Below are 13,957 nucleotides of genomic sequence, written 5' to 3' on the forward strand. Positions count from 1 at the left end.
CGCCAGTCACACTCCCACCGCTCTGAGCGTGGAGCCCGTACGCGTCTTCGTCACCTTCAGCTGCGCCGTGATCCTGGAGCGCAGCTCCGCCACGTGGCTGACGATGCCCACCGCCCGGCCGCCGTCACGCAGCCCGTCGAGGATGTCCAGCACGCCGTCGAGCGTGTCCTCGTCGAGCGTCCCGAACCCTTCGTCCACGAACAACGTGCCCAGCTCCGCGCCACCCGCCTCCGCCGTGACCACGTCGGCCAGGCCCAGCGCCAGGGCCAGCGAGGTGATGAAGCTCTCGCCGCCGGACAGCGTCGCCGGATCCCGGTCCACGCCCGTCCACCCGTCGGCCACCCGCAGGCCCAGCCCGCCGCCCGCACGCGCCCGCGAACCCGCCGTCTTGCGCAGGTCGTGCCGCAGCAGGTAACGGCCGCCCGACATGTGGTCGAGCCGCTCGTTCGCCGCCGCCACCACCTGACGCAGCCGCTCGCCCAGCACGAACGACGACAGGCTCATGCTCCACTGGTTGTCGTTGGAGGTGCCGCTGGCCAGCGCCGCCATCCGCTCCGCCAGCCGGTGCCGCTCCGCCGCCGGACGCCAGCGCTCGATGCGCTCCGCCAGCTCGCCGTACAGCTCCTCCAGCCGCCGCACCCGCGCCTCCGCCCGGTCGCGGGCGGAGGCCAGCCTCGTGTACGCCCGCTCCAGCTCGTCCCGCTCGGCCCCGATCGCCGCCAGGTCCGGCGCCGGCTCGGCCGCGGCCGCCACCAGCTCCGGGTCCGCCAGCACGCCGCTCACCGCCGCGTGCTCGTCGTCCAGCCGGCGCAGCAGCTCCGCCTTGCGCTCCCGCTCCGCCACGCTCCGGTACGCCGCCTCCGCCTCCCGCACGTCCCCGAACCCGGCCTCGGCCGCCGCCTGCTCGGCCGTCCGCCCGGCCCTGTCCAGCTCCTCCCGCGCCGCCACCGCCGCCTGCGTCGCCTCCAGCGCCTCGCGCAGCAGCTCCGCCTCGTCGTTCAGCCTCGACAGGCGCGCCGCCAGCGTCGCGTCGTCGCCGCGCGCCGCATCCAGCCGCGCGCTCAGCCGGCCCGCGTCGCCGCTCAGCTCCTCATGCCTGGTACGCCCGGCCGCCAGCCGCGCCGTCACCTGACGGCCCCGCTCCTCCAGCTCCTGCCGCTCCCGCCGCAGCCCGTCCACCTGCCCGGCCAGCGTCCGCTCCCGCCCGGCCGACGCCTCCAGCCTGCGCAGCTCCCGCTCGACAACGGCCAGCACCCGCTCCCCGTCCACCTCTCCGGCTTCGGGGGCCACGGCTTCGGGGGTCACAAGCGCGGCCTCGTCGCCGTCGACACCGGCCGCGGCACGATCGGCCGCCGCCGTCGTGGGAGCGCCGGGCAGGATCGCCAGGGCTCCGGACGTGGTCGTCTGGGCGAGCTGGGTGGCGAGGCGGGTGCGTTCGGACTCCAGGTGGCGGTGGTGGGCGCGGTGGGCGGCGAGGGCTTCGGCGAGCTCCCTCGACTGGTCGCGGACCCGTTCGCGCTCGGCCTCCACCCGTTCGAGCGCGGCGGCCAGCGCGGGCTCGCGGTCGGCCACCGCCTGGAGGCGCGCCACCTCGTCCTCGGCCAGCTCCACCCGCTCCTCGGCCACCGCCACGTCGAGCCCGCCGGTGGCCTCCACCGCGTCGGCGTGCCGGGACTCCAGCGACGCGAGCGCCCGCTCGGCCGCCTCACGCTCGGCCGAGGCGGCCTCGTGGGCGCTCTCGGCCGCACGCTCGTCGTCGGCCGAGGGAGCACTCGGGGCCGGGGAGGCGGGTTGGGGGTGGTGCTCGGAGCCGCAGACGGCGCACGGCTGCCCGTCGGACAGGTCGCGCGCCAGCTCAGCCGCCATCCCGTCGAGCCGGGCCTGCCGCAGGTCGAGCCAGCGCTCCCGCGACGCCTGCGCCTGGTCCACGAGCACCTGGTGCGCGGCGACGGCCGCCTCCAGCTCCGCGGCCAGCGCCTCCCGCCGGTGGGTGGCCTCCAGGGCGGCCCTGGCGGCGTCGAGGCTCGCGGCAGCGGCGGGGATGGCCGCCGCCTGCGCGCGTACCTCGGCCAGGGCGGCACTGGCGTCGGCGAGCCGGTCGGGAAGCTCGGCGTCGGCGGCGGCCACCTCGGCCTCGCGCTGGGCCAGCGCCTCCAGCTCCACCGCCAGCCCGGCCAGCTCCCTGTCGATCTCGATCAGGTGGACGGCGGCGTCGCGCACAGCCTGGACCGCCGGGATCCTGGCCGCGTCCACGCGCGCCTCGGCCAGGCCCGCCTCCGCCTGCTCGATGAGGCCGGGCAGCACGGCCAGCCGCGCCGCCACCTCCTCGTCGGCGCGTACGAGCTCGGCCAGCTCCTGCTCGACCCGCAGCAGGTCCCGCCGCACCACCGACAGCCTGGCCTCCTCGGTGAGCAGCTCGGACAGGCGCGCGATCTCGTCCTGCCGCCGCCTCTCCAGGGCGGCCAGCTCCGCCACGGACGGCTCCCACCCCCGATCCTGGCTCTGGTGTGGCGTACTGGTGGTGGAAGGCAGGAGGGGGCGGGCGCGCGCGAGGGCGTCGGCGGCCAGCGTGCGGGCCTTGGTGGCGGCCTCTGCGCGCTGCCGGGCGGCGGTGATGAGCGGGAGCACGCGGTCGGCCCTGGCGGCGTCGTCGAGGATCGCCTGGAGGTCGGCCCGCTCGTCGGCGCGCTCGTCGAGGGTGCGGCGCAGGGTGAGCGCCTCGGCGTGGCGGCGCTGGCGGTCGGCGAGCGCGGCGGCCCGCTCGAAACGCGCCCGCGCCGCCCGCAGCTCGTGCCCGGCCGCCACGTGCTCCTCGTCGGCCCGCCGCACGACGGCCCGCGCGGCGTCCAGCAGCGCCCCCGCCCACCGCAACGGGTCATTCTCCGGCGTCGGCACCTCCGCCTCCGCCTCCGCCACGTCCTGCGACACGGCGGGCAGGTCGAAGAGGGCCGGCGGCGCGGCCTCACCCCCGGGCGCGGAGGCACCGGACACAGGCGCAGCGGACGCGGGCGCGTCGGGCACGGCGGGCGCGGGCGCAGGCGCGTCGGACACGTCGGGCGTGGGCGCCTCGGTTGCGGGCGCGGCAGACGCGGAGGCGGTGGTCGTCAGCAGGAGCGGGAGGTCGTCGCCTGCTGCTTCCTCCACCCGCTGGACGGCGAAGTCCACCTCCTGCCGCAGCCCCTGCACCTCCCGCCAGGCCAGCTTGCGATGCTCGGCCAGCCAGGCCTCGGCCGCCGTGAAGATCTTGACGGTGAACAGCCGCTCCAGCAGCTTCGACCGCTCGTCCCCGTCGGCCCGCAGGAAGCGCGCGAAATCCCCCTGGGGCAGCATCGCCACCTGGCAGAACTGGTCGGCGTTCATGCCGAGCAGCCCGCCCACGAGGTCCCCGGCCTCGTCGAGCCGGGTGGTGAGCCCGTGCCAGTCGCCCGCCTGCCACTCCGACAGCACGACCTTGGACTTCTCCTCGGTCGTGCCGGAGCCGCGCAGCTTGGGCCGCAGCCAGGCGGGCGAGCGCTGGATGCGCAGTAAGCGGCCCCGGATGGTCACCTCCAGCGTGACCGACGGCCCCACGGTGGGCGGGGCGTGGTCGCAGCGCAGGCTGCGGGCGCTGTTGCGCTGCCCGGGCACCTGGCCGTAGAGGGCGAAGCAGAGCGCGTCGAGGATGGTGGTCTTGCCGGCCCCGGTGGGGCCGTGGACGAGGAAGAGCCCCGCCTGCGACAGGGCGTCGAAGTCGACCGTCTCGGTGCCGGGGAAGGACCCGAACGCCGTGAGCGTGAGCCGGTGCGGCCGCATCTACGCCATCGTCTCCTTCACCCTGGACGCCTCGATGGCCTGTCTTAGCAGGTCTTCCTCCTCGGGTGCGGCAGGCTCGCCGCGTACCTCACGGACGAAGTCGAGCGCGACCTCGGCCTCGGGGCGCCCGCTCAGCCGCACGGGGGCGGCGGCGGGCGCGGCGCCGACCGGGTCGAAGGAGAGGGCGAGGGTGTGCGGGAAGCGGGCGCGCAGCCGGTCCATGGCGGATTTGGGGCGAACGGCGTCGGTGAGGACGACCTGCAGCCAGTGGTCCTCGTAGGCGGCGTAGTCGGGGCGGGTCAACAGCTCCTCCAGCTCGCCGCGCAGCCGCCCGACCGGGCGCGGCACCGGCGCGGGGACGAACTCGGCGCCCTCCCCCAGCGTCACCAGCCACGACCCTTTGAGGTGGCCCACCTCGGAGAAGGAGTAGGCCAGCGGCGAGCCCGAGTAACGCACGGTCTCCGACATGCGCTGCCGCCCGTGCAGATGGCCGAGCGCCACGTAGTCGACGCCGTCGAACGCCTGCAGCGGCACGTGCGCCACGCCGCCCACGCTGATGTCGCGCTCGCTGTCGCTGGCCTGCCCGCCCGTCACGAAGCAGTGCGACAGCACCACCGAGGCCCGGTGGCGGGCGGCGTCGGCCCTGACGCGCGTCATCGCGTAGGAGATCGCCGCCGTGTGGCTGCGGTCGGGCAGCTCCCACGCGGCCCGCACCAGCTCGGGCTCCAGGTAGGGGATGCCGTAGAAGGCGACGTCGTCGACCAGCACGGGCTCCCACGACTGGTCGGGTGAGGTGCGCACGTGCACGCCCGCCGCCTCGAACAGCGCCGAGCCGAACCGCAGCCGCAGCGCCGAGTCGTGGTTTCCGCTGATCAGCACCACCCGCGCCCCGGCCGCGCGCAGCCGCCCGAGCGCCTCGTCGAGCAGGGCCACCGCGTCGACCGGCGGCAGCGCCCGGTCGTAGACGTCGCCGGCCACGGCCACCACGTCGACCCGCTCGGCCCGCACCGTCTCGACCAGGTGGTCGATGAACGCCGCCTGCCCGGCGAGCAGGCTCTCCCGGTGGAAGGAGCGGCCGAGGTGCCAGTCGGAGGTGTGCAGGATCCGCATGTCGCAGGAAGCTAACAGGTCTCACTGACAAATGCGGTACCTCCAGCCCCACTCAGCGGGAGTAGGCTGGAAGATCAGCGGGCAAACCAACGCACATGGGGAGGCCAATGCGCACTGGCCGTGGCACCTTGAGCGTCGCCGCCGGTCTGGTGCTGGTGGCTCTCGCTTCGGTCGGATACGTACTGCCACCCGCGTTCGACCCGCCGCCGCTCAAGGCCGATCCAGCCTTCCAGTCGATCCCGGCGCAGCCGGCCGACGAGCTGAAGCCCGTGGTGGCCGCCGATCCGGTCCGCAGCGAGGAGATCTCCGTCCCGGCGGAGGCGCAGCGGCTGGAGGGCACGCTCCGGGTGCCGCTCACCCCTGGGCGGCATCCGGCGATGGTGTTCGTGTCGGGCTCGGGCAACGGCTCGCGCACCGAGTTCACGCCGCAGGCGGAGTTCCTGGCCAAGTCGGGGGTGGCGACGATCGCGTTCGACAAGCGCACGATCGGCTACGACTTCCGGCACCGCGACTTCGGGCTGCTCGCCGACGACGCGCTGCGCATGGTCGAGTACCTGCGCACCCGCCCGGAGGTCGATCCCGACCGGGTCGGCATCTGGGCCGTCTCCGAGGGCGGCTGGGTGGCGCCGATCGCGGCGGCCAAGAGCGCGTCGGTCGGGTTCATGGTGCTGGTGTCCTCGCCGAACGTCTCCCCGCTGCGCCAGGTCGCCTGGGCACTGAACGAGCAGCTCCTGCGGCTGCGCGCCCCCATCGGCGCCCGCGACCTGCTGACCCGGGCGATGGGCGGGGTCGGCTTCGACTTCCTGCGCTACGACGCGATGCCCGCGTTAAGCCAGGTCAAGCAGCCGGTCCTGGCCTTCTACGGCACCACCGACCCCTCGATCCCCTTCGTCGAGTCCACCAAGGCGCTCATCACCGCGATGCACAAGGCGGGCAACGACGACTACACGATCCGCTTCATGGCCAATGGCGACCACGCCATGCGCGTCAAGGGCGGCCCCTTCACCAAGGGCTATCTCGAAACCCTGGCCAACTGGATCAAGGGCCTGCCCGGCACCGCCCGGCCCGCCGTGCACATGGCGGGCGCCACCCCCGTCCAGCGGTTCGAGGCCAGCGACGTGCCCGCCGCCCCCTGGTACGCCGGCGGCACGATGCTCGGCCTGACGATCTGCCTGGCCGCCGTCGGCTACGTGGCCGGCCCGGTCGCCGCCGTCGTCGTACGCCTGCGCCACCGCCGCCAGACCCCCGTCGAGACCAACGCCCGGCTGTGGCCGCCGATCAGGCGCCGGCTCAGCCGGATGGCCTGGACCGGGCTCGGCCTGCTGGCCTCGGTGGTCGCGTTCATCACGCTGCTGGTGATGTTCTCGGTCAACCAGGCGGGCGCCTGGCCCGCCGTGCTGGCGGGCTGGCTGGTCGTGCGGCTGCTGGCCGTGCTCATGCTGATCCAGGAGGTCACGGCGGTGGCGGCGTACCTGTCGGCGCTGCGCGAGGGCCTGCAGCCGGGCCGCTGGCAGTACGTGGCGGTGGGGGGCGTGCTCGGCGGCACCGGCCTGCTGCTGGTGGCGGCGGCCTACTACGGCCTGTTCTCGTTCCCCTGGTGACCCGGGTCTACGACCGGGGCTCTATGTAAGCGCCCATCCAGCGGTCGAGCTCGGCGAAGACCTGCTTGCGTACGGGCTCGGCCGACAGCACCAGGTCGTGCACCCCGTCGGGGATCCGCACGCAGGTCACGTGCGGCCCGAGCGAGGTGGACCAGCGGGCGATGTGCCGGGGGTCGAGCACGATGTCGGCCGAGCGCGCCTCGGGCACGAAGTCGCGGACCCGCAGGCCGTTGGTGGAGGCCAGCACCAGCACCGGCACGTCCACCGACAGGCCCTTGTGCAGCCGCCGCTGCGCGCGCCTGATCGCGGCCAGCCACATGGCGTGCACCGAGAAGCCGCCCAGCGGCTTCAGCTCCAGGTCGTAGTCCCACTCGCCCTGCTCGCTGCGGTGCAGCGTCCGTCCGTAGACGGTGCTGGAGCCGAGCGGCAGCGGCCGGCGCGTGTACGACAGCGGCGTCTTCAGCAGGTCGGCGGCCAGCCGCAGCGGGGCGGGCACGTTGAGGTCGAAGAATGGGCTGTTGAGCACCAGCCCCTGGACGAGGCCCCGGCCGCGCACCCGGTCGGCCCACAGGGGCGCGATCAGGCCGCCCGTGGAGTGGGCGTTGATCGTCAGCTCGTCGTGGTCGCGGCGGATGATCCGGACCGCCTCGTCGATCTCGGGGAAGTAGTCGGTGACGCTCCTGATCAGGCCCCTGGTCTGGTGCGGCAGCAGCGATCGGCCGTACTTGCGCAGGTCGAGCGCGTAGAAGTCGATGCCGCGCTGCACGTAGTGGTCGGCCAGGTGGTCCTGGAAGAAGTAGTCGGTGAAGCCGTGCAGGTAGAGCACCGCACGGCGCGAGTCGGTCTCGGCCCTCCTGGTCACCAGCGTCGCGACGACCTCCCCCTCGAAGTCGTCGGGCAGGGGCAGCACGGTGGTCTCGTACATGCTAGACACCATAGGGATTGTCGGGCCACGACGGCAGACCGGGCGGCAGATCCCGGGTCACCTTCATCGGGAAGTCGGCCTGCCGCTTGTCCAGGAACGCCGTCACCCCCTCCGCCGCGTCGGCGGCGCCGCCGAGCTCGGCCATGAGGCGGGAGTCGGCGGCGTGCGCCTCCCACGGCGAGGACGCCGACAGGCCCGACCACATCAGCCTTCGGACGGCGGCCACGGAGACGGCCGAGGTGTTGTCGGCGATCTCCCTGGCCAGCGCGTACGCCGCCGGCAGCAGCTCCTCCTGCGGGTAGACGCGCGAGACCAGCCGCCCCTCCAGCGCCTCGGAGGCCGGGAAGACGCGCCCGGTCGCCGCCCACTCCATGGCCTGGGCGATGCCCACGATCCTGGGCAGGAACCAGCTCGACGCCGCCTCGGTGACGATGCCGCGCCGCGCGAACACGAACCCGAAGCGCGCCGTCTCCGACGCCAGCCGCACATCCATGGGCAGCGTCATCGTGACGCCGACGCCGACGGCGGGGCCGTTGATGGCGCCGATGACGGGTTTGAGCGAGCGGGCGATCCTGAGGGCGACGGTGCCGCCGCCGTCGCGTGGCGCCCCGTCCACGGTCTCGCCTTCGCCCAGGCGCTCGCCCGGATGACCGAACGTGCCGCCGCCGCCGCTGAGATCGGCACCGGCGCAGAACGCCCGCCCGGCGCCCGTGACCACCACCGCGCGCACGTCGTCATCGGCGTCGGCGCGATCGAAAGCCTCGATCAACTCCCCGCGCATCGTAAAGGTGAACGCGTTGAGCCGCTCGGGACGCTTCAATGTGACGGTGGCGATGCGATCGGTCACCCCGTACTCGATCTCCGTGAAGGCCATGCCCCGAATGTTATTCGGTTACCGATGTTCACCTACCGATAAAGACATATTTCGTATCTGACGCATAGGCTGCCGCCTCTATGGGAGCCTGAGGCGACCGCGCCCCCTGCGGTTCACCGCAGGTTGCGGAGTTTGCGCCTATGGTGGAAGTCGCGGGGAAACGGGGAAGGCGTGCGGCAGGCTAAGGAACCACTGAGCGCCGGAGCGGTCCTCGGGTGGCTGGTGCTGGCGGCACTCGCACCCGGGTCCGCCCATTTGCGTGCCGGATGGCGCAGGACCGGCCTGGTCCTCCTGTCCTGCTACGCCGTCCTGCTGCTGGCCCTGCTCGCCTTCGTCCTCACCAACGACCTGGGCAACCTCATCGGCTCCGCCACACAAGACTCCACGCTCGCCGCCCTCATGTTCGGCGCGATCGCCCTCGGCCTGGCCTGGTTCGCGCTGATCGTGCACTCGTTCGTGGTGCTGCGGCCCGGCCGGCTCGCGCAGTCGCAGCAGATCCTCACCGGCACCCTCGCCGGGCTGCTCGCCGTCGTGGTCGTCGTCCCCTTCGGGTTCGCCGCCCAGACCGCCAGCACCTCGCGCCAGGCGCTCGACAACATCTTCCAGGCACCCGAGAACGAGGGCCAGCCCCCCGCTCCCGAGCCCAAGCCAGAAGACCCGTGGGCCGGCCGCGACCGCGTCAACATCCTGCTGCTCGGCGGCGACGCCGACGACAACCGCGTCGGCGTGCGCACCGACAGCATGAACCTGGCCAGCATCGACGTGAAGACCGGCAACACCGTCCTGTTCAGCCTGCCGCGCAACCTCGAAGACGTGCGCTTCCGCCCGGGCACCCCGATGGCCCGCCGCTTCCCCAACGGCTTCGACCTGCCCAAAGACCCCGGCGGCGGCGCCAGCGACCTGCTCAACAGCGTCTGGGAGTACGCCGACGCCCACCCCGAGCTCTTCGACGGCAAAAAGAACCAGGGCCCCAAGGTCCTCATGGACACGATCGGCTACACCCTCGGCCTCAAGGTCGACTGGTACGCCCTGGTCAACATGTGGGGCTTCGCCCGCCTCATCGACGCCATCGGCGGCGTCACCATCACCGTCGAGCAGGACGTCGTCTTCGGCAAGTACAACGAGGGCCTGGTCAAGGCCGGCACGCGCAAGCTCAAGGGCGCCGACGCCATGTGGTACGCCCGCTCACGCACCTACAGCGACGACTACACCCGCATGCGCCGCCAGCGGTGCGTGCTCGGCGCCCTGCTCGACCAGGCGGACCCGGCGACCGTGCTGACCCGGTTCAACCAGGTCGCGCTGGCCACCAAGGAGCTGATCAGGACCGACATCCCGCGCACCTGGCTGCAGCACCTGGTGCCGCTCGCGCTGAAGGTCAAGGACGCGAAGGTGACGAGCGTGCAGTTCGTGCCGCCGCTGATCAACACCGGTTACCCCGACTGGGAGAAGATCCGGCAGATCGCGGCGAAGGCGATCGAGGACTCGACCCGTACGAAGGCGGCCGTGGCGGCCTCCGCCAGCCCGTCCTCGTCGATCTCCCCCTCGCCGAAGAAGTCCAAGAAGGCCGGTGACGACCCCACCAAGGGGCTCACCGAAGGGTGCGGCAGCTCGTCCGCCAAGGGCTGATCGCGCCTTTACGTTGTAGATCATAAAGTGGAGGACCGATGACGGCGCCGGCGGCGCTCTACCAGGCCGCCGTGCAGGGGCACGGCGGCTTCGTCCGGACGTTGCTGGCGGCCGGCGCCGACCCCGACCAGGAGACCGAGGACGGCCTGCCGCTGTGCGCCGCCGCCTGCTGGGGGCACCTCGACGCGGTGAACGCGCTGCTCGACGCGGGCGCCGACCCTGACAGGCAGGAGAGCCCCGGCGCCATGACGGCCCTGCACTGGGCGGTCGCCAACGACCGCCTGGCCGTCGTGGAGGCCCTGCTCGCCCGGGGCGCCGACCCGGACCTGCGCGACTCCGCCGGCAACAGCCCGCTCTCCCGCGCCGCCGAACGCGGCGCCACGGCCGTGGTGCGGGCCCTGCTCGACCACGGGGCGGCCCCGGACCCGCGCTCACTCGACCTGGCCCGGAGCCTGGCCGGCCAGGACATCGAGGCCGAGGTGCGGGCACGGGCCGGGCAGTACGCCCCGGAGGGGGCGCGGATCAGCGTGCGGCGCGAGCCGGCGGAAGGGGGCGGCGAGCTGGTCGTGGCCGAGGTGCGCGACGCCGAGGGACGGCCGCGCTCGGAGACCCGCCTCGGCACCGGCCACGCCGAGATCGCCCGCCTCCTGGAGACCCGGCCGGGCGCAGGCGCCTGAAGGTGCGGGGCCGGAGAGGGTGTCTCTGACTTCGATCCTTCCGTGCATCGGCCGGAGCCGGGATCCCGAGATCGCCTGGCCGGTCGCCGGGCAACGTGCCGGCTATGTCAATCGGTCGTGCTCGCGTGCACGGCGATGATTCGCCAGCCGTGCGTCTCGTCGTACAGCCACGTGCGGGTGTAGCGCATCCTGGCCGCGAACGGCGCACCGGAGACGGTCCCCTCCACGGTGCCGAGAAACCACGTCACCCCGGTGCGCCCATCGGCGAGCACGGTCAGCTCCTCCTCGGCCACCTTCGTCATCACCTGCGTCCGAGTGCGGTGCAGCTCCAGGTCGTCCGCCTTGGTCGCAACGCTCCCACCGAAGGTGAAGATCAGCCGATCATCCAGCAGCCGATCCAGCGCCTCGACATCTCCAGCGAGCTGCGCGGCCTGCAGCCGGCGCTCGGCGTCCCGCAAGTCCTCCATCATGAGGCCCACCCTCCCAGCCGGCGCCGCACCCGCGCCAGGACGTTCACGCTCGGCTGATCTTCGCACGTCCGAGCCAGGGACTCCGACGAAGGAACGGGGCTGAAAGACCGTAAAGAACGGGCCTGACCGCTGTGGCGTACCCGGCGGGACCGTCACGGACCGTGGTCTGCTGGGGCGGAAAGCCGTCACACAGGAGGTCCGACATGCGCCACCGCGTTCAGCTGCTGCTCGCCACCGCCGCCCTGGCCACCGCTCTCGCGCCGGTGGTCGCCATCGACCGCCCCACCCCGCCCGGGGTGATCCGTGGCACGCAGGCCGTGCGGCACGCGCTCATGCAGGCGGGCCAGCACTTCTACCGCCTCTCGGACATCATCGGCGGCATCAACTGGCATCACCAGCTCACGCTCTGACGTCAGTCACGAACTCAGCCACGAACTCAGCCACGAACTCAGCCACGAACTCAGTCACGAACTCAGTCACGAACGAAACGACTCCTTGGCCAGCCGCCGCACCCGCGTCTCGTCGATGGCGTGCCCGAGCCCCGACTGGGTCAGCGGCACCGCGATGACCCCGGCGTTCGCGCCCACGATCGGGGTGACGATCTGGTTCTGGCGTGGTGGCTGGGTGACGTCGCACGGGAGCGTGCAGCCCGGCAGGCTGGCCACCGCGACCGTGGCCGCCCTGGCCAGGCCGGCGCCCTGGCCGCCGGTGCACTGGATGTCCCAGCCCGCCGCGGCGGCCTTGTCGTGGGCGCGCCGGACCTCCGACAGCGACGCGAACGCGGAGGGCCGCAGCAGCAGCACGCGCGCCGCCCGCAGCGTCAGGTAGTCGTCGAGCTCGGCGGACGAGCCGGCCTCCACCGCCACCGAGGCGGCCACCTCGTCCTGGAGCGCGGCGTGGGCGTGGACGTCGGAGGTGGCGAAGGGCCGCTCGATGACCTCCAGGCCGTAGTGGTCGAGGGCCACGAGCTGGCCGAGGTCGGTGTAGGCGTTGCCGCAGTCGACGGCCAGGGTCAGCGCGGGGTACGCCTGGCGCACCGCGCGGACGGGCTCGACGTCCCAGCCGGGCCGCACGTCGAGCGTGACGTGCCCGTAGCCGGCGCAGACCTGCTGGTTGACCCGGGAGACGAGGCTCTCGACGGACGGGTCGGGCGCCAGCCGGACCGTGGCCATGAGGGAGGTGCGGGTGCCGCCGATCGCCTCGGCGAGCGGCACCCCGCGCATCCTGGTCCACAGGTCCCAGCAGGCCATGTCGACCGCGGCGTCGCCGCCGGCGACCGTGTCGGGGTGCTCCCAGTCCACTCCGACGAGCAGCGCCGACAGCGACTCCTCCAGCTTCGACCAGGTCTTCGCCTCGGGGGCGGTGGCCTCGCCCCAGCCCGTCATGCCACCGTGGTCGGTGAGCTTCACGAGCAGGGTCTCCGTCTTCCTGCCGTACGGCAGGACCAGCCGGAAGACCTCGAGCTCCCGCACTCGCGGCATGTACCCCCCTTATGACGCGGTTCTCTCCATAGTGCCCGCTGCCGGGGAGTGCACGAAACGCGGGGCCAGCACGGCGCCGAGAACGGCGAGCGCGACGGTGAAGGCGAGACCGACGGCGTAGTTCTGGGCGGCGGCGGTGAACAGGGCGCCGCTGACCGCGACGGCGACCACGGTGAACACCGACTCGCCGACGCCCACGGCCGCCGAGTTGGCGCCTTCCTCGCCCTCCTTCGACATCTCCAGCACCAGCACCGACACGGTGGGGTGCAGCACGCCGATGCCGAGCCCGACGGCGGCCATGCCGACGTGCGCGAGCACGAGCGGCAGCGGGTCGATCAGGACGAGCGTCACCAGCGTGATGCCGGCCGCGATCAGCACGGCGCCGCCACGCAGGGCCGCCATGTTGCCGATCATGCCGCGGCCCTTGATCCAGGAGCCGGTGGACCAGCCGAGGGCGCCGATGGTGAGCACGATCCCGGCCGCGGTGACGCTCAGGCCGCGCTCGTACTTGAGCATGAGGGGGATGAGCACCTCGGCCGCAGTGTACGAGCCGAAGGCCAGCCCGCGCAGGAGGGGGCCGGTCGGCAGGCCGCGGGCGGCCCGCATCGAGCCGGGCAGCAGCAGCTTGGGCAGCGACACGGCCAGCAGGACGATGCCGGCGGCGAGCAGGGGCAGGCCGGCGAGCTTGAGCGCGCTGCCGTACTGGATGAGGGCGGCGGCGACGGCGGTCAGCGTGGCGTAGACGAGCTTGCGGCCGAGGCCCGGAGCCGGCTCGGCGACGCCGTCCTGGACGGCCCGGCCCGCGGTGCCGCGCCACAGCAGCAGCGCCGACGGGATGACGACCACCGTCACGCCGAGGAAGATCCACCGCCAGTCGAAGCTCTCCGCCACGAACCCGGCGATCGCCGGGCCGATCATGGACGGCACCACCCAGGCGGCCGAGAACGCGGCGAACACCCTCGGATGCATCGACGGCGGGTACGCCCTGGCGACCAGCACGTACAAGGCCACCTGCGTCAACCCGGTGCCGAGGCCCTGCACGAACCGTCCGGCGACGAACACCTCCATGGTCGGCGCGAGCCCGGCCAGCAGCAGCCCCGCCACGAACGTCGCCACCCCGGCGCCGATGGGCTGGAGCGGCCCCCGCACGTCGCTCCACCTGCCGCCCAGCACCGTCGCGATCACGCTGGCCGCCAGGGTGGCGCTGAAGGCCAGGTTGTACAGGGGCATGCCGTCGAGCTCGCGGGCCACGACGGGCATCGCCGTGGCCACCGCCATGGCCTCGAACGCCTGCAGCGTGACCAGCGCCACCAGCCCGATGCTGAGCGCGCGGTACTGCGGCGAGATCACGCTCGCCGGGGTCTCCACGGGTCCTTCAACAGTCGTTGTCATACCCGGCAA

General features: G+C 73.2%; 11 protein-coding genes. 4 read left to right on the forward strand and 7 right to left on the reverse strand.

What is annotated here, in order from left to right; all coding sequences use genetic code 11:
• Positions 1-6: 6 nt before the first annotated feature.
• Both KIS93_RS67525 and KIS93_RS17865 read right to left on the reverse strand, forming a co-directional pair.
• The gene (locus KIS93_RS67525; RefSeq protein WP_080036525.1) at positions 7-3,792 is read right to left on the reverse strand and encodes an AAA family ATPase; all 3,786 of its coding nucleotides are present in this window, start codon (positions 3,790-3,792) and stop codon (positions 7-9) included.
• Positions 3,793-4,902, reverse strand: a complete 1,110-nt coding sequence (locus KIS93_RS17865) for an exonuclease SbcCD subunit D (RefSeq protein ID WP_168007826.1) — start codon at positions 4,900-4,902, stop codon at positions 3,793-3,795. It lies immediately after the preceding gene.
• A gap of 107 nt (positions 4,903-5,009) precedes the next feature.
• Here KIS93_RS17865 and KIS93_RS17870 point away from each other — a divergent pair, with 107 nt between their 5' ends.
• The gene (locus KIS93_RS17870) at positions 5,010-6,503 is read left to right on the forward strand and encodes an alpha/beta hydrolase family protein (protein ID WP_155126399.1); all 1,494 of its coding nucleotides are present in this window, start codon (positions 5,010-5,012) and stop codon (positions 6,501-6,503) included.
• 7 nt (positions 6,504-6,510) lie between these two features.
• Here KIS93_RS17870 and KIS93_RS17875 read toward each other — a convergent pair whose 3' ends face one another.
• Together KIS93_RS17875 and KIS93_RS17880 are read right to left on the reverse strand one after the other, a co-directional pair.
• Positions 6,511-7,428, reverse strand: coding sequence for an alpha/beta hydrolase (locus KIS93_RS17875; protein WP_230465955.1), 918 nt, complete (start codon positions 7,426-7,428; stop codon positions 6,511-6,513).
• A gap of 1 nt (position 7,429) precedes the next feature.
• Positions 7,430-8,302 carry an enoyl-CoA hydratase-related protein gene (locus tag KIS93_RS17880; RefSeq protein WP_080036523.1) on the reverse strand — a complete coding sequence of 291 codons (873 nt, stop codon included), beginning with the start codon at positions 8,300-8,302 and terminating at the stop codon, positions 7,430-7,432.
• Positions 8,303-8,473: 171 nt separating this feature from the next.
• Here KIS93_RS17880 and KIS93_RS17885 point away from each other — a divergent pair, with 171 nt between their 5' ends.
• Positions 8,474-9,928 carry an LCP family protein gene (locus KIS93_RS17885; protein ID WP_230465954.1) on the forward strand — a complete coding sequence of 485 codons (1,455 nt, stop codon included), beginning with the start codon at positions 8,474-8,476 and terminating at the stop codon, positions 9,926-9,928.
• 38 nt (positions 9,929-9,966) lie between these two features.
• A complete protein-coding gene (locus KIS93_RS17890; protein WP_080036522.1) occupies positions 9,967-10,605 on the forward strand; it encodes an ankyrin repeat domain-containing protein in 639 nt (212 codons plus the stop codon).
• A 107-nt stretch (positions 10,606-10,712) separates the two neighbouring features.
• Here the strand turns inward: KIS93_RS17890 and KIS93_RS17895 are convergent, their stop codons facing one another.
• Positions 10,713-11,075: a nuclear transport factor 2 family protein gene (locus KIS93_RS17895; protein WP_080046433.1), complete on the reverse strand. Its 363-nt coding sequence runs from the start codon at positions 11,073-11,075 to the stop codon at positions 10,713-10,715.
• Positions 11,076-11,278: 203 nt separating this feature from the next.
• On the opposite strand from KIS93_RS17895, the gene KIS93_RS17900 reads away from it, so the two are divergent.
• The gene (locus tag KIS93_RS17900; RefSeq protein ID WP_080036521.1) at positions 11,279-11,485 is read left to right on the forward strand and encodes a hypothetical protein; all 207 of its coding nucleotides are present in this window, start codon (positions 11,279-11,281) and stop codon (positions 11,483-11,485) included.
• A gap of 66 nt (positions 11,486-11,551) precedes the next feature.
• Here KIS93_RS17900 and KIS93_RS17905 read toward each other — a convergent pair whose 3' ends face one another.
• Together KIS93_RS17905 and KIS93_RS17910 are read right to left on the reverse strand one after the other, a co-directional pair.
• Positions 11,552-12,556 (reverse strand): enolase C-terminal domain-like protein, encoded by a 1,005-nt coding sequence (locus tag KIS93_RS17905; RefSeq protein WP_168007838.1) that lies wholly within the window; start codon positions 12,554-12,556, stop codon positions 11,552-11,554.
• A 9-nt stretch (positions 12,557-12,565) separates the two neighbouring features.
• Positions 12,566-13,948, reverse strand: coding sequence for an MFS transporter (locus tag KIS93_RS17910; RefSeq protein WP_230465953.1), 1,383 nt, complete (start codon positions 13,946-13,948; stop codon positions 12,566-12,568).
• Between the last annotated feature and the right edge of the window lie 9 nt (positions 13,949-13,957).

This window comes from [Actinomadura] parvosata subsp. kistnae (genome assembly GCF_900323885.1).
GTDB classification, from domain to species: domain Bacteria; phylum Actinomycetota; class Actinomycetes; order Streptosporangiales; family Streptosporangiaceae; genus Nonomuraea; species Nonomuraea composti.

Excerpts from the sequence above, each read along its gene's own strand:
- KIS93_RS17900 (WP_080036521.1), top strand. The coding sequence starts at position 11,279 with ATGCGCCACCGCGTTCAGCTGCTGCTCGCCACCGCCGCCCTGGCCACC.
- KIS93_RS17865 (WP_168007826.1), bottom strand. The coding sequence starts at position 4,902 with ATGCGGATCCTGCACACCTCCGACTGGCACCTCGGCCGCTCCTTCCAC.
- KIS93_RS17895 (WP_080046433.1), bottom strand. The coding sequence starts at position 11,075 with ATGATGGAGGACTTGCGGGACGCCGAGCGCCGGCTGCAGGCCGCGCAG.
- KIS93_RS17875 (WP_230465955.1), bottom strand. The coding sequence starts at position 7,428 with ATGTACGAGACCACCGTGCTGCCCCTGCCCGACGACTTCGAGGGGGAG.
- KIS93_RS17910 (WP_230465953.1), bottom strand. The coding sequence starts at position 13,948 with ATGACAACGACTGTTGAAGGACCCGTGGAGACCCCGGCGAGCGTGATC.
- KIS93_RS17890 (WP_080036522.1), top strand. The coding sequence starts at position 9,967 with ATGACGGCGCCGGCGGCGCTCTACCAGGCCGCCGTGCAGGGGCACGGC.
- KIS93_RS17880 (WP_080036523.1), bottom strand. The coding sequence starts at position 8,302 with ATGGCCTTCACGGAGATCGAGTACGGGGTGACCGATCGCATCGCCACC.
- KIS93_RS67525 (WP_080036525.1), bottom strand. The coding sequence starts at position 3,792 with ATGCGGCCGCACCGGCTCACGCTCACGGCGTTCGGGTCCTTCCCCGGC.
- KIS93_RS17905 (WP_168007838.1), bottom strand. The coding sequence starts at position 12,556 with ATGCCGCGAGTGCGGGAGCTCGAGGTCTTCCGGCTGGTCCTGCCGTAC.
- KIS93_RS17870 (WP_155126399.1), top strand. The coding sequence starts at position 5,010 with ATGCGCACTGGCCGTGGCACCTTGAGCGTCGCCGCCGGTCTGGTGCTG.